We start from the raw sequence: 20,517 nt of genomic DNA on the forward strand, positions 1-20,517 counted from the left end.
TTGAGTGAATTGCATATTCGTATTTCTTTTGCAGGATATCCATAATGTTTTTCTAAATTTGTGCCGGGTAAGTCCTGTACGACCAGCTCCTGTCAAATCCCCCAGGGTGGGAACACAGCAAGGGTAGATGGTTGTAGCGGTGCGATACAGATCGCTTACCCACTTTTTTTTCTCTTTCTCTCTGCAGATTTTATAAAACAAATTATTTACACATGAAATTTTTTATTGATACCGCTAATCTGGATGAAATCCGAGAAGCAAATGATATGGGAATTCTGGACGGAGTTACTACCAATCCATCGTTAATGGCAAAAGAAGGCATCACCGGTGCTGACAAAATTCTCAAACATTATGTTGATATATGCAATATTGTTGATGGTGATGTAAGTGCTGAAGTAATTGCTACAGATTATGCCGGCATGATTAAAGAAGGTGAAAATTTGGCATCATTACATCAGAATATCGTGGTGAAAATTCCAATGATTAAAGATGGAATTAAAGCTATTCGCTATTTCTCAGACAAAGGAATTAAAACAAATTGCACCTTGGTTTTTTCTGCCGGACAAGCAATTCTTGCCGCTAAAGCCGGTGCAACTTATCTTTCTCCTTTTGTTGGACGTTTGGATGACGTATCAACTAACGGAATTGATTTGATTGCACAAATCAGATTGATTTATGATAACTACATGTTTGATACCCAAATTCTGGCCGCGTCAGTGCGTCACACCATGCATATCATTCAATGCGCTGAGGTTGGTGCAGATGTAATGACCGGACCACTGAGTTCAATAAAAGGATTATTAAATCATCCACTAACAGATATCGGCCTAGAGAAATTTTTAGCTGACTACGCCAAAGGAAATAAATAGATATTTTTTATTTTTTTGAAAAGGACAACTGATGATATTGGTTGTCTTTTTTTTTTAAATGCAGAATAATTTTTTTTTTCACCAGATCATTTTTTTAATATCTTTGTCCCGTCAATGAGAAAACAATTTGTAAATAATTCATGGTGGTGGTTCGCGACAAATGTTGTGAACGGCTAGGTTATTTACATATCTATACAGGCATTAGAAAGCCCGCTGTTCTTACGCAGCGGGCTTTTTTTTTGTCCAAAAAATTTATTAAAAAATAACTTGAAGTAATTAAAATGATTAGAGAAACCGAAAATAAAATTGGAAACAAAAATGAGAGGCAACCGAATTTCATTCAAGATAAAAACCAGTAAAAAATATTTGTAATCATGAAAATATACACGCACATTAAAAAAATTCTTTCGGACACGCTTTCGCCGGTTTCTGTTTACCTGAGCTTGCGTGATCATTATGAGAAACCGCTCTTGTTAGAGAGTGCTGATTATAATTCAAGACAAGGGCACTATTCGTATATCTGTTTTAATCCGTTTGCTGAGATTGTGGTGCAACAAGGTGTCATGTCTAAAGTAATAGGTAGGCAGGTTGAGACAATTTTATTGGGTGAAAGGCAAGCATGTCTGAAAGAAATATCTGCGTTTTCCAAGCTTTTTCATTTTGATGATCAAGCCTATGATTTTTGTTATGCGGGCTTGTTTGGCTATACCGGATACAGTGCTATCCCATATTTTGAAGATATTGAATTTCACACCCAATCAGAATTTGATTTACCTGATATTTATTATGGTTTTTATTCACTCATGCTGGTTTTTGATCATCAACATGATGCAACTTATTTGATCAGTCACGCATTCAATCAGCAAGATGGCATAGATCAAATCAAGCGGTTAGAAAAAAATATTCAAACCATGAAAATCACCAATTTCACCTTTGCTACGGTTGGTAATATGCAAGTGAATTGCACGGACGATGAATTCTGTGAAGCCGTTGAAAAAGCAAAGCAACATTGTAAAGCGGGGGATGTTTTTCAATTGGTTTTATCAAAACGATATGCTCAGAAATTTTCAGGAGATGAATTTAATGTTTACCGTGCGCTGCGCAATTTGAATCCATCACCCTACATGTTTTATTTTGATATGGGCAATTTTAAATTATTCGGTTCATCACCTGAGGCGCAGATTAAAGTGAGTGCCGGTACGGCTGAAATTCATCCGATAGCCGGAACCTACAAGCGCACCGGCAGTGATACAGATGACCTCATACAGGCAAATAAACTTTTTCATGATCCTAAAGAAAAATCTGAACATATGATGCTGGTTGATCTTGCAAGAAATGATTTGAGTAAGTATTGTCGTGAAGTCCACGTAAAAAAATTGGCTGAGATTCAATTTTATTCTCATGTCATTCACCTGGTGAGTATGGTGCAGGGTAAATTGAAAGATGCTACTGAAATAGTTGAAATATTAACCGGAACTTTTCCGGCGGGCACGCTATCAGGTGCGCCTAAGTACCGGGCAATGCAGTTGATTGATAAGATTGAAAAATCATCGCGGCAATTTTATGGAGGTTGCATTGGTTTTATCACGCATCAGGGTTATACTAATCATGCAATACTCATCAGATCTTTCTTAAGTAAAGATTTTACGCTGACATTTCAGGCAGGTGCAGGAGTAGTTATACATTCAATACCTGAGCATGAAAATGCTGAGGCAGAAAATAAATGTGGTGCATTGAAAGCTGCCATTCAGCAAGCCGCAACATTTAATCAAATACAAAAAAGCAAAGAATATGAAATTGTTGGTGCTTGATAACTACGACAGCTTCACGTACAATCTGGTGCACTTGGTTGAACAGGTTGGTGATATTGATTTTGATGTGAAACGGAATGATAAAATCACATTGAATGATGTTGAAAAATATGATAAAATTATTCTGTCTCCGGGTCCGGGTTTACCGGTTGATGCGGGTATCATGCCTGAATTAATTGCGCGGTTTGCATCTTCAAAATCTATTCTCGGCGTATGTTTAGGTTTACAGGCTATTGGAGAAGCATTTGGTGCTAAATTAAAAAATCTGGAAACCGTGCATCACGGAGTTTCCACGGCTATTTATCTAAGAGAACAAGATACCTTGTTTGCTGAATGTCCTGAAGAATTTCAGGTGGGCAGATATCATTCGTGGGTGATTGATAGTGCCTCACTCTCTGATCAATTGCTTGTTACGGCTGTTGATTCATCTAATGAAATTATGGCAGTGAGGCATAAACACTATGATGTGAAAGGGGTACAGTTTCACCCTGAATCTATTTTGTCTGAGCATGGACAAACCATGATGTACAACTGGCTTAACGCCTGATCTGATAAACATATCCCAATTTTTTAACCAGATTCTTTTTGAATGTGAAATCACAATTCTTGTATCTATATGAATAGTATAACCAAACAAAATTTTGAAAAATTGTCGCTAGGCAATTTGTTAAACCGGCATGAAACCGGACAACTTATTCACGCCATGTTAGATAATGAACTCAATGAAGTTCAGGTAGCTTCTGTTCTTGCTTTTTTTCAATCAAGAAATATCATGCAAGATGAATTAGAAGGCATGATAGATGCGGTGAATGAGCGCGGAATTAAATTGATTTTTGATACGCCAACTTTAGATGTCTGTGGCACGGGTGGTGATGGTAAAAACACATTCAATATTTCTACGCTCAGTGCATTTGTGCTTGCCGCAACTGGAGTTCCGGTGGCTAAGTACGGAAATTTTGGCTCAACATCAGTAAGTGGTTCTTCTGATATTTTGAATTATTTTGGATACGGGTTCACCGCTAATGGAGATGATTTATTAAAACAATTGGATGAACATAATCTATGTTTCTTACATGCTCCTTTGTTTCATCCGGCGCTGAAAAAATTGGGAGGCATCAGAAAAGAAATCGGGTTCAGAACTTTGTTCAATCTCGTTGGTCCGCTCACTAACCCGGTTAATATCGCCGCAAAATATGTGGGTGTTTACAACCTTCATACCGCAAGGCTTTATCATTATCATTTGCAAAGTCAGAATCTGAATTATACGGTGGTTACAACGCAAGATGGGTATGATGAAATCAGTTTGACTGACAAATTTAAAATGTATTCTAACCATGTTGAGAAATTAATTTCTCCTGCAGATTTGAATTTAGAATTTGTAAATAATACCGAATTAGCAAGCGGGCAAACTATTGCTGAATCTGCAAAAATATTTCTTGACGTACTCAGCAACAAAACCTCAAAGGCTAAAAAAATGGTAGTGCTGATGAATGCGGCAACGGCTTATTGTTGCTATCATCCCAGCACGTCATTGCCTGAGGCATTAGCGGTTTGCACTGAAGCAATTGACTCAGGTCGCGCATTAGAAATTTTTAAAAAAATCATATCAACATGACAACACTTGAACATATTATCGCGCATAAAAAACAAGAGGTGGATTTGAAAAAAACCTTGTATCCGGTGAAATTACTTGAAACATCAGTTTATTTCAATACGGATGCTGTTTCACTGAAAAAGTACTTGCTGCGTTCTGATAAATCAGGAATTATTGCAGAGTATAAAAAGCAATCACCTTCAGCCGGAGTAATCAATCAGTATGCAGATATTGAAAAAATTTCTATTGGATACATGCAGGCTGGTGCTTGTGCTTTATCTGTATTAACTGATAAAAAATATTTTGGAGGTTCAAACGAAGATTTAACGCAGGCACGCAAATTTAATTATTGCCCAATTCTCAGAAAAGATTTTGTGATTGATAAGTACCAGATTCTTGAAGCCAAATCAATAGGGGCTGATGCGGTATTGTTGATCGCGTCTGTGCTTTCACATGATGAAATTGAGAAACTTATTCAATTTGCACACGAACTAAAGTTAGAAGTTTTGCTTGAAATTCATGATGAGGCTGAAATTGAAAAGATTCATCATAACGCTGATGTGATTGGAATTAATAATCGGAATTTGAAAAACATGACAACGGATATTCAACATTCCATCTCGTTGATTAAAAAAATTCCGGATGAATTTGTGATTATTTCTGAGAGTGGAATTGCACGACCTGAGGATGCCTTGAAATTGAGAGAAGCAGGCTTTCATGGATTTTTAATTGGCACTGAATTTATGATGCACGCTCGTCCGCACGAGGCTTGCCGTGATTTTATTCATACGTATAATCAACTCTTACAGTCATGATAAAAATTAAAGTATGCGGATTGACAGATCTAAATAACATACAAGATATCGCTGATCTTGGGGTTGATTATTTTGGCTTTATTTTTTATTCGCCTTCAGCAAGATTTGCTTATCATAATTTATGTTCTGCTGATTTTCAAAAAATGATAGCATTGAATAATAAGGTAGCTGTTTTTGTTAATGAAAATGAGGCAAAGATGAATGAGATAGCCATGAATTGTAAGGCAAATAGCATTCAGTTGCACGGGAATGAATCTCCTGAACTGTGCAAAAAGTTATCTGAAAAATATACGGTTATCAAAGCAATTTCAGTCCATGACAAATTGGATATAGCCAAAATGAAAGAATATCAGAATGCCTGTGACTATTTTCTGTTTGATACAAAAACTCCATTGCATGGAGGATCAGGAAAAAAATTCAATTGGAATATTTTAGCATCATATCATGAAAACATACCGTTCTTTCTCAGTGGTGGCATAAACCCTGATGATGCAGAGGCCATTAATTCTCTTGCGCATCCTATGCTTTTTGGTATTGATCTCAATTCACTATTTGAAATCAAACCAGGAATCAAGGATACAACAAAGCTGAAAAAAATAATTAATCAATTAAAAAAATAGAAAAATGAATCAACCGATTAAAGGATATTATGGAGAATATGGTGGAGCATACATTCCAGAAATATTATACAATAACGTACATGAGCTTGAGCAAAATTATCTTCAAATTATTTCAAGTGAAGAGTTTCAAAAAGAGTTTGATGAATTATTGAAAAACTATGTTGGACGGCCAACTCCGTTATATCGTGCAAAAAAATTATCAGAGAAATATGAGACAAATATTCTGCTCAAGCGTGAAGATTTAAATCACACCGGAGCACACAAAATAAATAATGCTATTGGACAAGTATTGTTGGCAAAACGCATGGGTAAAAAAAGAATAATTGCAGAAACCGGTGCCGGTCAGCATGGCGTGGCTACAGCAACTGTTTGTGCGCTCATGAACTTAGCCTGCGTGGTTTATATGGGACAGACGGATATAGAGAGGCAATCTGCAAACGTGAGTCGGATGAAAATGTTAGGAGCAAAAATAGTTCCTGTTTTTTCAGGGAGTAAATCATTAAAAGATGCTACCAATGAAGCTATTCGCGATTGGATGAATCACACTGAAGACTCGTACTATTTGATTGGTTCGGTTGTTGGTCCGCATCCGTATCCTGATTTGGTGGCAAGATTACAATCTGTGATCAGTCATGAAATTAAACTTCAATTGAAAGCAGAGTATAACCGATCAGAACCCGATTATATCATTGCATGCATAGGTGGAGGAAGTAATGCTGCCGGCGCATTTTATCACTTTATTGAAAATGAAAAAGTAAAATTGATTGGCGTAGAGGCTGCCGGAAAAGGTGTGCATTCAGGCTTTACTGCGGCTACCATGAGTATTGGAAAAACAGGAATCATTCACGGATTTAAAACAAAACTAATTCAAAACCAAGATGGTCAAATTATGGAGGCACATAGTATTTCTGCAGGGCTTGATTATCCAGGAGTTGGACCCTTGCATGCGCATTTGTTTGATTCGGGCTGCGCACAATTTATGAATGCCACAGATGAAGAAGCCTTGCATGCTGCATTGGAATTGACTCAGGCAGAAGGCATCATTCCTGCGTTGGAAAGTGCTCATGCATTAGCCGTCTTAAAAAAAATAAAATTTAAACGAGACGACTGTGTTGTCATGAATTTATCAGGCAGAGGAGATAAAGATTTGGATACCTACATCAACGCATTTAAATTAAATCAACATGAAAAACAGAATTGATTCTCTCTTTCAAAATAAAAAGGAAAATATTCTTTCCGTATTTTTTACAGCCGGTTTTCCGCAGCTCCGTGATACATTGAAAATTGTAGAATCACTAGACAAAGCCGGTGTTGATATGATTGAAATTGGTATTCCATTTTCTGATCCGCTGGCTGATGGAAAGGTGATTCAACAAAGTAGTTCGCAAGCTCTTGCAAACGGAATGAGCTTATCTCTTTTATTCAGTCAACTTGAAAACTTGCGGAATCATACAGATAAACCGGTATTACTGATGGGATACCTGAATGCTGTTTTGCAATTCGGTGTTGAGAAATTTTATCAATCTTGTCATGCTTGTGGAGTTGATGGTGTGATTCTGCCTGATTTACCGATTGAAGAATTTGAAAAAGAACATAAATTATTTGCAGAGAAATATGCGATTCATCACGTGTTTTTATTATCCCCCTTGTCATTACAAAATCGGATTGATGAAGTGAAACGCGTGTCAGGTGGATTTATCTACTTAGTATCAGCGAATGCGACAACAGGTAATGCATCCGAAAATATAGATAGAGTAAAAGAGATTATGCCAAAAATTGGGTTTACCATTCCTGTTTTAATTGGTTTTGGCATCAACAATCACGAGGCTTTCAAAAGGGTTTGTTCCATATCGCAGGGAGCAATCATAGGATCTGAATATATCCGCAGAATTTCTTCATCTGATAAGATTGAACAAACAACATTACAATTTATAAACGAAATAAAAAATCTATCATGATCATTCAACTTAGAGAAAATATATCTGCCATACAGCAGGTAGAAATTGAAACGTATCTCACCAACAAAAATTATCTTGTAAAAGAAGTGCGTACACAATTGGGTCATTATCTGGTATGCATTGGAAAAATAATTTTTGATATACGTGCCATTGGTAATATGTCAGGTGTAAAAGATATTCACGTGGTATCAGACAGCTATCAACTTGTCAGCAAAAAATGGAAAACATCCTATTCAAGTATCGCATTGCAAGATGACCTTGTCATTGGTGGTGAAAATCCGGTCATCATGGCCGGTCCTTGCTCAGTAGAAAGTGAAGATCAAATGGAAAAAATTGCTGATCATCTCTTTAAAAATAATATTCGCATCATGCGCGGTGGAGTATTTAAACCACGTAGTTCGCCTTACGCTTTTAGAGGATTGGGAATTGAAGGATTAAAAATTATGCACGCCGTGTGCAAACCGAGAAATATTAAAATCATTTCTGAAGTAATGCAGGAATCACAACTAAAAGAAATGGAACCTTACGTAGATATTTTTCAAGTAGGTGCGCGCAATTCACAAAATTTTAATTTGCTGGATGCACTAGGTGAAATAGATAAACCTGTTCTGATCAAAAGAGGCATCAGCGGAACCATTGAAGAATTATTGCACTCAGCAGAATACGTTTTCAGCAAAGGAAATGAAAAACTAATTTTATGTGAACGTGGCATTAGAACTTTTGAAAATGCTTACCGCAATACGTTTGATATTAATGCAATTCAGGTTTTAAAAGATAAATCACATTTGCCTGTCATTGCTGATCCCTCACATGGTGTTGGGCTGCGCGATTATGTAACCAAATTAGCCCTGTCGTCACTAGTGAGCGGCGCCGACGGAATCATTTTTGAAGTACATGAAAAACCAGAAGAAGCACTTTCAGACGCACAACAAACGTTGAATTTTTTTGAATCAGAATTATTAGTGAAAAAAGTAAATCAGTTGAAAGCGTTTTTTGTAGATTAATATCTTAATCAAAGAATCAAGGTGAATGATGTACAACCAATTTTTGGTCCGCGCTACGCATACCTCATATCCATCGCGACTATAAACTAACAATAAGGTAAGCCTCGGAATTAAAAAGTAAGGAGAGTTTGGAGTATTAATCTCGGATTAAGGAATAGAATTGGAAAGATGTATCTTCGGGTTGCAAAATCAGATTCTCCACGTAGGCACAGGTCGCGACCTGTGCCTACAGAATGTTTTTTATTTTGCAACCCCAATGGGTGTACTGTTCTATTTCGTAATCTGGGTTAATAGAATCAAGAAACAATCCCCAAACAAATTTTCAAACGGATAATTTTTCTAACTGATGCGTAAATCTGAGATTTGAACGCGGAGTCTTTTTGCATTTCACCCAAAATATCAAGGACAGCCTTTTCTTCATTCACAGGCATGAGCAGTAAATCACAACCGGCTTGTGCAGCCTTCAATTCACAGTTCGGGATGGATGCGACACCGCCCATGTTCAAAGCATCTGTCACAACCAAACCTTTAAAATTCATTTCACCTTTGAGCAGGTCTGTTACAATGTTTTTTGATACGGTAGATGGCAAGTCGTTTGTGTTGTATTTGTCATTGTTTTTTATAGCAATGTGCGCAACCATGATAGATAAAACTCCGGCATCAATAAGCGGAATGTAATTACCCACTTCTTTCATTTCACCATCAATATAAACCAATTGTTTATGGGTGTCTCCAACAACATAGCCATGCCCGGGAAAATGTTTTGCGGTTGCAACAATGCCGTGTCTTTGTGTCTCTTCAATAAAAATTTTAGACCAAATTTGAGCAGTGTCTGAATTGTCTCCAAAACTTCTGTACGTGATGGCTTCATTTGGTGACATATCTACAACCGGTGCATAGTTGTAATTGATTCCAATATCTTTCAAATCATTGCATATAGATTGCGCATACATTCTCACTTCTTCTCTGCTCACCATCAGGTTGGCTTTTTTTACCGGGGCACATCCTTTAATTTTATAACCTATCAAACTTGGTTCAGCATCGGCAGAATAGAGGAGAGGCAAGCCGTTGTTTTGTCCGTTAATTTGGTTGAATTGTTTTACCATTTCAGTAAATCCTTCTTTGGTTCCGTTTAACAAAAGCACTCCACCGGCATAATTGTGTTCCAATAAATAATGAATGTGTTCTGTTGGTTTTCCATGTCCACCTGCAGCCGGTATGATCATTTGACCCACTCGTGCTGTATCAGACAACTGATCAAAAATGCTATCAGTTATTTGCTCTAAGGTGGCATCATACACAAAAAAATCTTCTAATGAAAACCGTTGCGCGTTGACCATGATACTTGAACTGCAAATAAAAATAAGGAGTAGTGCTTTTTTCATAAAACAAGATATTTCAAAAGACAAAAGGAGATTTGATAAAATTGAAATTCTGCCAGATAAAAAACAAGAAAGTTCAACGTGAAATTACTTACTGATGATGCTCACCACAGTTCGTCTGTTTCGTTGGTGTGCCGCTTCTTTGTCTTTGTTGTTTTCCATGGCATCAATTTCACTGCCTGATACTTCTGGTTTTGATTCTCCGTATCCTGTTGTTTTGATGCGTGACGGATCAATGCCTTTTGCAACAAGATATGCTTTAGCTACTTCAGCTCTTTGTTTAGAAAGTTCCATGTTGTATTCTGCAGAACCACGGCGGTCAGTATGCCCTGCCAATTCAATTACCAGGGTTGGATTTTCTTTCATGATTTTTGCCAGCTTATCCAATTCGTCTACTGATTCATGTCTCAACTCAGATTTATCAAAATCAAAATAAATATTGTGTAATGTGAAACTAGTACCTGCTGATGGCGGATACAATTCAAAATTCATTTCAATTTCTTTATTGTTATCATCTTTAGTTGATGGTAATGTTTTTGAAGCGATGGTATACGATGAGCCGGAAACTGTTATCGCATACGTTTCACCGGGCACCAAGGTAACGCTGTATGTTCCGTCAGGATTTGTGATAATGTCAGTTACCTTTTGATTTGTTTTTGAATTGGTAATAGATAGATTGGCAGATATTCCAACTTTTGTTTTACCGTCAAAAACAGTTCCCTTCAAAATAAAAAGTTTGGTATCTTCAAATTGTTTGATAAGACTCGGTTTATAATTTGTTTGATCACTATTGCTCACTACTTCAGCCTCTGCAATCAATGGTTCTTTTTCTTCACCAAGGAAAGTAATTTTATAAATATCTTTTTCACCAAATCCACCTTCACGGTAAGATGAATAGTAAGCGTAACGTGTATCACCTGTCACAACAAAATAAATATCATCATCCGGGGTATTGATTGGATATCCAATGTTTTCAGGTTTTGACCATTGCCCTGTTTCCGGATCATATACCGTTTTGAAAATGTCTAATCCGCCAATATTGTTGTGACCGTTAGATGAAAAATATAAGGTTCTGTTGTCTGGGTGAAAGAAAACACCTTTCTCTTCAAATTCAGTATTGATAACCGGGCCTAAATTTTGGGGCGGTCCCCATTCTTGTTTTTCTTCATCCCAGTATGAAACGTAAATATCATGTTGACCATATCCTCCCGGTTGATCAGATTCAAAGAACAAAGTTTTCTCATCAAAGGATAAGGAGGCACTTGATTCATGATATTTTGTATTGATGTTTGATCCGATAGATACAGGTTCTTGCCAAGTTCCATCCGGATTTTCACGGGTAATGTAAATGTCTCCGTTTTTACTGTTGATGCCCTTGTAAATTAACAATGATTTACCATCAGGTGCTAAACCAACTGTAGCATCATGCGAAATGGAATTAATGGGTTGTCCAAGATTTTCTGACCCGTTCCACTCTTCACCATAATTTCTGGATGATGCGTAGATGTCTTCATAAAAAGTTCCGGTTTCATCTTTTGCACCGCCATACGAATCAGGGCGACGACCGGTGTAAAATAAGACACGGTTATCAGCAGAAATTACAGGAGAAAACTCAGGATATTCTGTATTGATGCTGTCTCCCAAGTTGTCAATCCAAACTCTCACGGGATTAGCTTTAAGCTCTTGTCCTGTTCTGCACTCAGATATTTTTTTATTGATATAATTTCTCTGAGGTTCATCTCCTTCACGCAATAAATCTTTGTGTTCACGATACAAGGCTATGGCTTCTTCAAAATTTCCGGCAAGCTGATGAGCTTGTGCTAAATAAAAGCGAATATTAGGATCAACTTCTGGGTTTACTTTATACGCGAATTCAAGATAAGACAGGCTTCTGAATTTTTGGTTGCTGTATAAATAACATACTCCAATTTTATAGTTGAGCATGGATGAGTATGGATTGAAGGCTTGCGCTTTCAAATAATGTTCTAATGAGATAGTGAGATCACTTGCTGCACCGTCATAGAAATAAAAATCTCCTTCTTCAATTTCTTTTATCGCTGCGTCAAACTCAGCTTTTCTATCTTCAAAAAGACGTTTGTCAAAAGGCACATCCTTATCCTGTCCTTGGGTTTGAACAGCAAGAATCAATAACATGAAGGTATATAGCAGTTTTTTCATGGTTATTCAGTACAAACGGGGCTGTTAAGATATTCTTCTGCAATGGATGAACCCAAAATGAAGGCTTGTTCCCAGTCTAAACAGGCTGCCTCAACATTTCTAAGCATCTCATTGGCAATACCACGATTAAAATAAGCTTCCATCATTTCAGGTTGCAATTCAATGGCTTGATTACATTTTTCAAAAGCCCCCTCAAAGTCATTCATCTTAATTAATAATGCAGCTTGATTATTGAGAATAATAGCGTTTTGCTGGTCTAAGGCATACGCTTCATTGTAAGCAAGTGATGCATTTTCAAAATCACCAATGTTTTTATAATAATTTCCTTTCATGATCAGAAGCTGCACTTTTTGATCTCCGTCTGAATCTAAAATTGCTTTATCAATATAGGTGATTGCGGTTTCATTATCTCCAAGCGCAAGCAGAACATTTGCCATATTTGTTAACCCCAATTCTGATTGTGGATTAATGCTTAATGCTTTTTCAAAATCTGTTTTGGCCAATTCATAATCACCTACTTCAAAGTATGCAGCACCACGCTCAAGATAGTTTGACTCACTGCTTGAATTAAGTTCTATTGCTTTGGTGAAATAAACAATTGCTTCTCTGAATTCACCGATTTTCATAAAACTGCGTGCCATAAAAAGATAATCAGACTCTGCCTTTGCACCGTATGAAATTCCCTGCTTAAAGTAATCAATACAGGCCTTATAATCTTCAAGATAGAATGAGCAAACGCCGGCTTGAACAAAGATTGCTGCCTGAAATTTATTGTAGTCAAGTGCTTTCAAAACACTTGTCATTGCATCTGAATATTTTTTTTGTTCAAGCTGAATGTATGATCTGTTCAAATAAGCTTCAGTAAAAGTAGAATCTTCAGTAATAGCCGTATTGAATGAAGACAATGAAGCGTCCAGATTACCTGCTTGGTATTGCTCAATACCCTGATCAAATGCTCTGCGCGCAGCCATACTTCTGCGTGACTGGGCAATGCTTAGGAGAGGCAATAAACTGATCAGTAAAACTGTTAATTTCATCGAGTAAGTTTGTGCGAAATTAATCAATTATCTGTTTGTTTTACAACAGTTCAGCCAAAGAGGTGAGAATTTATTGAAAATTAATTGTTAAAAACCGCGTCACGCTTACATACTGATGATTTTGAATTCAGTCCGTCTGTTCTGCTGGTGAGCCTCTTCACGCTCATTTTGAGATTTCATTGCCGTAATTTCTGCATCTGAAATAATAGTGCGTGTTTCACCATACCCTGCATACGTTAATCTGCCGGCATCAATTCCATGAGCAACTAAGTAATCAACAACCGCCTTTGCCCGGTTGTATGATAGTTCTTGGTTATGTTCTGCACTTCCTCGGGTATCGGTATGTCCTGAAATTTCAATTTTCATGGTTGGATTATCTTGCAGCAGTTTTAACAATCGTTCCAATTCATTGACTGATTCAGGGCGCAAGGTATATTTATCAAGATCAAAAAAGATATTTCTCAATACAATGGTTTGTCCTACTTCTACTTTTTTCAGATCAACATCTTTATTGTATTGTCTGAATCCGCTTTCATCAGGAATAACAAAGTTTTCAGAGTGGAAAAGATATCCGTCTTTTCTCACGGCAATTCCATAATTTTTTCCACCGGGTAATGACACCAAATATTTTCCGGTCTCACCGTCTGATGTGAACTCAGCAATTACTTTGTTGGCCTCGTTGTCAATCAAAACAACTTCTGCTTTTAATGGTTGCTTTGTTTTTTCATCGCGAATAATACCGGTAAGAATAGCCATATTACTTCCTTCACTCACCAATTGTGGCTCTTCAGTTTTTTCTTTGATAGGTTTAGTTATTGATGCAATTAGATTGTCTTCATTTGATAAGACAGGCATTTTTTCCGGTCCTAAAAATGTAATGAGATAAATGTCTTTTTCTCCGTATCCACCTGAACGATATGAAGAACAATAACCAAAACGACCATTACCTGCAACCACTAATTGTACATCGTCATCTGGTGTATTTAACGGCGGCCCCAAATTTACAGGTGTTGTCCATACGCCATTTACTAATTTGGTATAGAATAAATCATATCCTCCCATGGTATTGTGTCCTTTGGATGCAAAATACATGGTTTCACCATCAGGGTGAATGAATACACTGCGTTCATCATAGGGTGTATTTAATACGGTACCCAAATTTACTGCTTCACCCCAGCGTTGTTTTTCTTCATCCCAATCAGAATAGTAAATGTCATGCCCGCCTTGTCCGCCTGGCTTATCACTGGTAAAATAAAGACGTTTTCCATCAAATGTCAAGGACGCATCAGGTTCATGAGCATCAGTATTGATAGTTTTCTCCATGAGTTTCGGTTGTGACCAAGTTCCTTCTTCGTCGGTTGATTCGTAGATGTCACCATTTCCACGGTCATCATTGTACACATACAGCGTATGTCCGTCAGGTGATAATCCAATGGTTGCATCATGCTGTCCTTTTACGTTAACAGGCTTGCCAATAGGGTATGATTTGCCCCAAACTCCATCCACTCGTTCGCTGACATATAAGTCTTCAAAATAGCCACCGTAAGTCATCTCCTCATTATCTGGTCTGCGTGTTGTAAAAATCATCAAGGCCTCGTCAGTTGAAATTACAGGAGCGTATTCAGGATACTGCGTATTAATTTCAGGACCAATATTGTCAATCCATACACGTGCTCTTTTACTCTCTAATTGTTGACCGTTTTTACATTCTTGAATTTTTTTGAAAGCATCTGTTTTTAATTCTGCCACATTTGGATCCGTTGCCTTTCCGACAAAATTATTGTAGTACTCAATGGCCTTAGTCCAGTTGCCTTCAAGGTGATAACACCAACCCAGATAATAAAGAATATCCTGACTCACGGTTGGTTTTAAATTGTATGCTTTCTCAAAATAAGGTTTCATCTGATATTTGTCAAAGTGACGATAACAAATACCAATCTTATAATTCAAATCACCACTACTTGGATTAAACGCATTAGCTTTAAGGTAATGAACTACTGCTGCTTCATAGTCGGCCGGATATTGATAATAAAGGGCATCACCAGTTTCTAATTCATCCATGGCTGCCTTGAATTCCTCTTTGCGTTCTTTAAAACGATCTTTTTCAAACGGAACATCTTGAGCATACATGACAACTGAAATCAGTGTGAGTAGTGTGAGTAAAAACTTTTTCATGATATCATTTTTTTCAGATTCTTTTTTAGTTTTCCTTTTTCTAATAGCTAGTTATTACCGGCGCAAGTAGGGCTGTTCAAATATTGTTCTGCATTCTCACTTCCCAAAATAAATGCATCTTGCCAGTCAGCACATGCACCTGATAAATCTTTGAGCATTTCTTTAGCTATTCCTCGGTTGAAATAGGCTTCGGTATACTCAGGATTTAGTTCAATGGCTTTATCACAGGCTTTCACCGCTTCTTCCCATTTTTCCATGCGGATGTACACACTGGCCTGATTGTTATAGGCAACAGCATAATCAGGATTTATTTGTACAGCTTTGCCAAAATCAGCCAAGGCGTCGGCATATTTGCCTTGTTCATATCTGCACGTACCCCGATTGTTGTATGCGATATAGTAATCAGGTTTTACGCGTAATGCTTCACTGTAATACTTTTCAGCATTGGCAAAATCTCCTTTTTTTCGGTAGGCTGATCCAAGGTTGTTGTAGGCAAAGTGCATATACAGATCATACTTCACGGCGCTGGTATAATCTGCAATGGCTCCGTCATAATTCTCAAGCATCACTTTGCATGAGCCTCTGTCATTGTATGCATAGGCATAATCTGATTTGCGACGTATTGCTTCATCAAATGCTTTAATGGCCTCTTCATATTTTTCTGATTGAAACAATGCAACGCCTTGCAGGTAAGGATACGTTTCATCTGCACGATTCATTTCTGATGCTTGTTGGTACGCAAGTGCAGCATTTTCATAATCTCCGGTTTCATTATAAATCTGCCCTTTTTGATAGGCTGCAAGATGATATGTAGGATCCAATTCTATTGTTTTGTTGAAGTCAACAATGGCCTCTGATCCTTTTCCCATACCACGCAATGCCACCCCGCGATTATAATATGCAAGCGTATAACGTGGCTCCATCAATACCACTTCAGTGAAGCGTTGTACAGCTTCTAAATAATTGTTGGCAGTGAGTGCGCGTACCCCTTCATTATATTTTTTTTGTAGTTCCGGATTTATTAAACCTAGTGAGTCTAATAGGTGTTGATCAACGCCTCCTCCCTGAAGGGTTTTGGATGTATCGGTCTGCGCTATTATTGCTGTAGTGCAAAAAATAGTACAGAAAATGAAAATGATTTTTTTCATGAAACCTTGTTTTATGCTGCTAATTTATAATTTTATACGGGATCAGACAATGAGGGGTGTCCCTCCAGTTCTTGATGTAAAAAGGTCTGATATTTGTTGACATCTGTTCAAGATCCTGATTAGACGCTGAGTCAGAAGAAAAACATATACTCCGAGACAGCCAAGAAGTTGAATAAGATTTACTGATTTGTTCATGTTTTTGCAAATCAGGTACCTTTACTCCAATGACGAATTAGAAATTGAAACCATGAAAAAAAGATTTGTTCTCTCGCTTGCTTTTGCTCTCTATTGTTTGAAATCTCTTTCTGCTATCCAGCCTGAGGTTGTCATGACTACCGGTCACAATGATCAAATCAACGCCATGGTAATTAGTGATGACGGCAGATTTTTGGCCAGCGCAGGAAATAATAAAATTGTAAAAATATGGGAGGTGTCAACTACCATGGAATTCAGAACGCTTTCAGGCACGAATGGACGCGTTGATCAATTGACTTTTTCGCCTGATAATATTCATTTGGCTGCAACTACTTCAGACGGTGAATTACTTGTGTGGAATGTAGTTACCGGTGAAAAAACCTACTCAGGCAGATGCAGCAGCACAAGCAAAGGTTTGTATTTTATTGAGAATGGAAATGCGTTGGTTCATGTAGATGAAAACAGCAACCTGGCAGTAACCAATTTGTCAACAAGTTCAATTCAATCGCTCCCTGAGGTGTACTCCATGTCTTTTGTGGCTGATCCAAAGCGTATGATGGCTTATTCTCTTGATCATTTGGGTAATATGCTATACGTTGATTTAAAAGCCATGAGTTTAGTGAAAACCATCAAGCTTTTTTCTGAATTTAATTTCCCCTTCACGCGCGGAAGTATTACGCCTGACGGTGACTTGATTGCATTTGGTTTCAATGATGATAAACTCAGATTTTTTGATGTCAGTGAAGAAAAATTTGTCTACACTTCTCCTAAATATTCCTCTAAACTTATTGATCTGGAATTTGATAAATCAGACCCTCATCTTTACTTGGCAACGCATGAAGGTGCTGTACAAATAATCAATTACAAAACGCAGAAACTTGAATTGGAATTTACAGAACTATACATGGCTTCACGCTCAATCACCAGTCACCCCAAAGGCAATATTCTGGTGATGGGCAATTTTAACGTGATGCGCTTCTACAATAAAAAGACCGGACAAATATTTAAAGATATCGGTGGAAAAGTGAATAAAATTGTGAACATGGCATACAGTCAGGACGGTAATTATGTTGCCGTTGCTACTGATCAGTTGCGCATTCAGGTTTGGGACTTAAAACTCAACAAAATTTCACATGATATTCAAGGTTTTTTTCCATGCGAATTCAGCAAAGACGGACAATTTTTGGTTGGCATGAATTATAATCTCAATCTGGCTGTATGGGATATAACAACGGGTCAACTTGTTCGTGAAATTTCTACTGATTCTGAATTGCTTCAATCATTGGCAATATCACCCGATGGTAAATATCTTGCAGGTGCAGGCTTTATGAATATTGTCAAAGTATGGGAATTTGAAACCGGAAAACGAATTGCAGATTTAAAAGGTCATACAGCCGGAATTCTTTCTCTTGATTTTCATCCTACGCAACCATGGATTGCTTCATCAGGTCATGATCAAACTGCCAGAATATGGAACTACGAAACTAAAAAAGAACTGCAACAATTCACTGATCAAACTATTGTTGTGAGCAGTGTAAAATTTAGTCCGGACGGAAATTTGTTTGCAAGTGCGTCTTGGGATAAAACGGTTTTTCTCAGAAATACATCTGATTGGTCAATTCACAAAAAATTAGAAGGACACGTAAATATGATCAGCTCCATTGATTTTAATGGTGACGGCAGTGTTCTGGCTTCAGGCGCCGGTAATAACTCTGTTTGGGAGGCAGACAATTCAGTTATTTTCTGGAATACATCAACCGGAGAAAAATTATGTCAGTTGCGTGATCACGCCGGTGCAATCACAAAAATTGTTTTTGATAAAGCAACTAATCGGTTATTCTCAGCCAGTGATGATGGTACATTGAAAATTTCTGCTCATAGTCCCTGTGAAGTAATAGCAACCTATATTTCAGTTGAAGGAAAAGATTTCATGATTTATACACCGGATAATTATTACATGGCATCGCGCAATTGCTTGAAAGGCATTGCATTTAGATTGAATGGTCAACTGGTGCCATTTGAGCAGTTTGATATCTATTTGAATCGTCCTGATATTGTGGCTGAGCGTATTGGTAAATCTCCTGAGCAACTTATCAGAGCGTATAACTATTTGTACAAAAAACGTCTTAGAAAATTCCAGATGGATGAAGGAAACCTGAAACTTGATTTTCAGATACCAAAAATTTTGAATGAAACCGAATTGCCATTGGTAACATCAGCATCTTCAGTTAAACTATCACTCAAGGTATGGGACGACGTGTACGACATTTTGCAAATAAATATTTACGTGAACGGGGTACCTATTTTTGGAGAAGAAGGGTATCGTCCTGAACAAAAGGTGAAATCTATCCGCCGCGAATTTGAGATACCGCTCATTGCCGGTGTAAATAAGATACAAATGTCATGTATGAATAGCAATGGAGCCGAATCGCTATATGAAACTGCTGAAATCATTCGTGAAGAAGGAACAGCAAAACACAATTTGTACATTGCGGCTATTGGCGTAAGCAAGTATCAGGACACCCGTTTTAACTTGACATATCCGACAAAAGATGCAACTGATGTAGTGAATAAGCTAAGTGTTTCAGGCGGATATAATCAGGTGTTTTCAAAACTATTATTAGATGAAGCGGTTACGGTTGAAAATTTTTTAGCTCTGGAGTCTTTCTTCGCCAATGCTACTTATGAAGATATAGCCATCGTTTTTATTGCCGGACATGGGGTACTTAATCTTGATTTTGACTACTTTTTTGCAACATGGAATATGGATTTTGACAAGCCTGAATCTGCCGGTTTATCTTACGACAAAATTCATTGGTTGATGAATCGTCTCAAGCCTTATCGCAAATTACTCATCATGGATACGTGCCATAGCGGTGAGTTGGATAAAGACGAAATTGAAACCACACCTGAACCTGAAGTTGAATCAGGTGGAGTAGAGTTCCGGTCAGCCGGGGTTGGAGTGAGAACCAAGGAGGGATTTGGTTTTGAAAACAGTTTGGAATTATTGCAGGATATTTTTTCTGATACCCGCAAAGGATCAGGCGCTACCGTAATTTCAAGCGCAGGTGGTGCTGAATATGCCATGGAGAGTGATCAATGGAAAAATGGATTATTCACCTATGCGCTGTTGTCTGGGTTAACTAATAATAAGGCAGATTTGAACGGAGACAAACAAATTTCTGTCTCTGAAATCAGAGCTTATGTTAACAGCTCGGTGAAAACTTTATCAAATGGTAAACAAATTCCTTCATCTCGTGAAGAGAATATTAGTTTGGATTACATTATATTTGGCAATTGATGGGTCCCATTTATGATATCATAAAACCAAACATTCCTACCGGACAAGTATATCACTTTGTTACTGATTACGGCGTGGAATATGAGGTAAGGTTTGCTCGCAAAAAGGAAAATATCCTCCATGCGGTAATTGCCTTTGGTGTCTTAAATGAAGAATATGAAGGAGAAGAATATGCCCTCACAAATAAAGGAGATGTTTGGAAGGTGATGCGCACCATCATCACCATTATTGGAATGTATGGTGAAAAACATCCCAATACGCAGGTGTATGAATTTACAGGTGTTTTCAAAGAAGGCGAAGACAATGAAATGTCTCAGCGCACTAAATTATACCTTCGTTATCTGCCCATGATTTTTGATAAAACCTGGCTCATTACCATTGAGGGCAATAAAATTGTGGTTTCCAAGAAACGCAAGTAATTTTTTTTAGC

At 37.6% G+C, this 20,517-nt stretch carries 16 protein-coding genes and 1 other RNA gene; 12 read left to right on the top strand and 5 right to left on the bottom strand.

The features are described from left to right. Positions 1–65: 65 nt before the first annotated feature. The 10 genes from ffs (at position 66) to IPH66_05050 (ending at position 8,671) form a co-directional block, all read left to right on the top strand. Positions 66–158: signal recognition particle sRNA small type (ffs, locus tag IPH66_05005), an RNA gene on the top strand. 54 nt (positions 159–212) lie between these two features. Beyond that, complete coding sequence (gene fsa, locus IPH66_05010; GenBank protein MBK7128711.1) at positions 213–869, top strand: fructose-6-phosphate aldolase; 657 nt, start codon at positions 213–215, stop codon at positions 867–869. A gap of 374 nt (positions 870–1,243) precedes the next feature. After that, positions 1,244–2,680, top strand: coding sequence for a chorismate-binding protein (locus IPH66_05015; protein ID MBK7128712.1), 1,437 nt, complete (start codon positions 1,244–1,246; stop codon positions 2,678–2,680). Further along, positions 2,661–3,227 carry an aminodeoxychorismate/anthranilate synthase component II gene (locus IPH66_05020; protein MBK7128713.1) on the top strand — a complete coding sequence of 189 codons (567 nt, stop codon included), beginning with the start codon at positions 2,661–2,663 and terminating at the stop codon, positions 3,225–3,227. Before IPH66_05015 ends, IPH66_05020 begins: the two co-directional genes overlap by 20 nt. 69 nt (positions 3,228–3,296) lie before the next feature. Further along, positions 3,297–4,295, top strand: coding sequence for an anthranilate phosphoribosyltransferase (gene trpD / locus IPH66_05025; GenBank protein ID MBK7128714.1), 999 nt, complete (start codon positions 3,297–3,299; stop codon positions 4,293–4,295). Then, the gene (gene trpC / locus IPH66_05030; GenBank protein MBK7128715.1) at positions 4,292–5,089 is read left to right on the top strand and encodes an indole-3-glycerol phosphate synthase TrpC; all 798 of its coding nucleotides are present in this window, start codon (positions 4,292–4,294) and stop codon (positions 5,087–5,089) included. Before trpD ends, trpC begins: the two co-directional genes overlap by 4 nt. Further along, complete coding sequence (locus IPH66_05035; protein ID MBK7128716.1) at positions 5,086–5,709, top strand: phosphoribosylanthranilate isomerase; 624 nt, start codon at positions 5,086–5,088, stop codon at positions 5,707–5,709. The genes trpC and IPH66_05035 overlap by 4 nt, the downstream gene beginning before the upstream one ends. 4 nt (positions 5,710–5,713) lie before the next feature. Beyond that, positions 5,714–6,910: a tryptophan synthase subunit beta gene (trpB, locus tag IPH66_05040; GenBank protein ID MBK7128717.1), complete on the top strand. Its 1,197-nt coding sequence runs from the start codon at positions 5,714–5,716 to the stop codon at positions 6,908–6,910. After that, entirely contained in the window at positions 6,894–7,667 is a 774-nt protein-coding gene (locus IPH66_05045) for a tryptophan synthase subunit alpha (GenBank protein MBK7128718.1), read from the top strand. Before trpB ends, IPH66_05045 begins: the two co-directional genes overlap by 17 nt. Next, the gene (locus tag IPH66_05050) at positions 7,664–8,671 is read left to right on the top strand and encodes a bifunctional 3-deoxy-7-phosphoheptulonate synthase/chorismate mutase (GenBank protein MBK7128719.1); all 1,008 of its coding nucleotides are present in this window, start codon (positions 7,664–7,666) and stop codon (positions 8,669–8,671) included. The genes IPH66_05045 and IPH66_05050 overlap by 4 nt, the downstream gene beginning before the upstream one ends. Positions 8,672–8,967: 296 nt before the next feature. On the opposite strand, the gene IPH66_05055 is transcribed toward IPH66_05050, so the two are convergent. The 5 genes from IPH66_05055 to IPH66_05075 all read right to left on the bottom strand — a co-directional run bounded on the left by IPH66_05055 (position 8,968) and on the right by IPH66_05075 (position 16,591). Beyond that, the gene (locus IPH66_05055) at positions 8,968–10,056 is read right to left on the bottom strand and encodes a glycoside hydrolase family 3 protein (protein MBK7128720.1); all 1,089 of its coding nucleotides are present in this window, start codon (positions 10,054–10,056) and stop codon (positions 8,968–8,970) included. Positions 10,057–10,140: 84 nt separating this feature from the next. Beyond that, positions 10,141–12,231, bottom strand: a complete 2,091-nt coding sequence (locus tag IPH66_05060) for a PD40 domain-containing protein (GenBank protein ID MBK7128721.1) — start codon at positions 12,229–12,231, stop codon at positions 10,141–10,143. Between the two features lie 2 nt (positions 12,232–12,233). After that, positions 12,234–13,268, bottom strand: a complete 1,035-nt coding sequence (locus IPH66_05065) for a tetratricopeptide repeat protein (protein ID MBK7128722.1) — start codon at positions 13,266–13,268, stop codon at positions 12,234–12,236. 105 nt (positions 13,269–13,373) lie between these two features. Further along, entirely contained in the window at positions 13,374–15,443 is a 2,070-nt protein-coding gene (locus tag IPH66_05070) for an OmpA family protein (GenBank protein MBK7128723.1), read from the bottom strand. 47 nt (positions 15,444–15,490) lie between these two features. Further along, entirely contained in the window at positions 15,491–16,591 is a 1,101-nt protein-coding gene (locus IPH66_05075) for a tetratricopeptide repeat protein (GenBank protein MBK7128724.1), read from the bottom strand. Between the two features lie 247 nt (positions 16,592–16,838). On the opposite strand from IPH66_05075, the gene IPH66_05080 reads away from it, so the two are divergent. Together IPH66_05080 and IPH66_05085 are read left to right on the top strand one after the other, a co-directional pair. Next, complete coding sequence (locus tag IPH66_05080; protein MBK7128725.1) at positions 16,839–20,087, top strand: caspase family protein; 3,249 nt, start codon at positions 16,839–16,841, stop codon at positions 20,085–20,087. After that, entirely contained in the window at positions 20,087–20,506 is a 420-nt protein-coding gene (locus tag IPH66_05085; GenBank protein ID MBK7128726.1) for a hypothetical protein, read from the top strand. Before IPH66_05080 ends, IPH66_05085 begins: the two co-directional genes overlap by 1 nt. Positions 20,507–20,517: the final 11 nt, after the last annotated feature.

This window comes from Crocinitomicaceae bacterium, assembly GCA_016708105.1.
Classification (GTDB): domain Bacteria; phylum Bacteroidota; class Bacteroidia; order Flavobacteriales_D; family Crocinitomicaceae; genus JADJGJ01.

Excerpts from the sequence above, each read along its gene's own strand:
- IPH66_05060 (MBK7128721.1), bottom strand. The coding sequence starts at position 12,231 with ATGAAAAAACTGCTATATACCTTCATGTTATTGATTCTTGCTGTTCAA.
- IPH66_05045 (MBK7128718.1), top strand. The coding sequence starts at position 6,894 with ATGAAAAACAGAATTGATTCTCTCTTTCAAAATAAAAAGGAAAATATT.
- trpD (MBK7128714.1), top strand. The coding sequence starts at position 3,297 with ATGAATAGTATAACCAAACAAAATTTTGAAAAATTGTCGCTAGGCAAT.
- fsa (MBK7128711.1), top strand. The coding sequence starts at position 213 with ATGAAATTTTTTATTGATACCGCTAATCTGGATGAAATCCGAGAAGCA.
- IPH66_05080 (MBK7128725.1), top strand. The coding sequence starts at position 16,839 with ATGAAAAAAAGATTTGTTCTCTCGCTTGCTTTTGCTCTCTATTGTTTG.
- IPH66_05020 (MBK7128713.1), top strand. The coding sequence starts at position 2,661 with ATGAAATTGTTGGTGCTTGATAACTACGACAGCTTCACGTACAATCTG.
- IPH66_05055 (MBK7128720.1), bottom strand. The coding sequence starts at position 10,056 with ATGAAAAAAGCACTACTCCTTATTTTTATTTGCAGTTCAAGTATCATG.
- IPH66_05035 (MBK7128716.1), top strand. The coding sequence starts at position 5,086 with ATGATAAAAATTAAAGTATGCGGATTGACAGATCTAAATAACATACAA.
- IPH66_05050 (MBK7128719.1), top strand. The coding sequence starts at position 7,664 with ATGATCATTCAACTTAGAGAAAATATATCTGCCATACAGCAGGTAGAA.
- trpB (MBK7128717.1), top strand. The coding sequence starts at position 5,714 with ATGAATCAACCGATTAAAGGATATTATGGAGAATATGGTGGAGCATAC.
- trpC (MBK7128715.1), top strand. The coding sequence starts at position 4,292 with ATGACAACACTTGAACATATTATCGCGCATAAAAAACAAGAGGTGGAT.
- IPH66_05065 (MBK7128722.1), bottom strand. The coding sequence starts at position 13,268 with ATGAAATTAACAGTTTTACTGATCAGTTTATTGCCTCTCCTAAGCATT.
- IPH66_05070 (MBK7128723.1), bottom strand. The coding sequence starts at position 15,443 with ATGAAAAAGTTTTTACTCACACTACTCACACTGATTTCAGTTGTCATG.
- IPH66_05015 (MBK7128712.1), top strand. The coding sequence starts at position 1,244 with ATGAAAATATACACGCACATTAAAAAAATTCTTTCGGACACGCTTTCG.
- IPH66_05075 (MBK7128724.1), bottom strand. The coding sequence starts at position 16,591 with ATGAAAAAAATCATTTTCATTTTCTGTACTATTTTTTGCACTACAGCA.
- IPH66_05085 (MBK7128726.1), top strand. The coding sequence starts at position 20,087 with ATGGGTCCCATTTATGATATCATAAAACCAAACATTCCTACCGGACAA.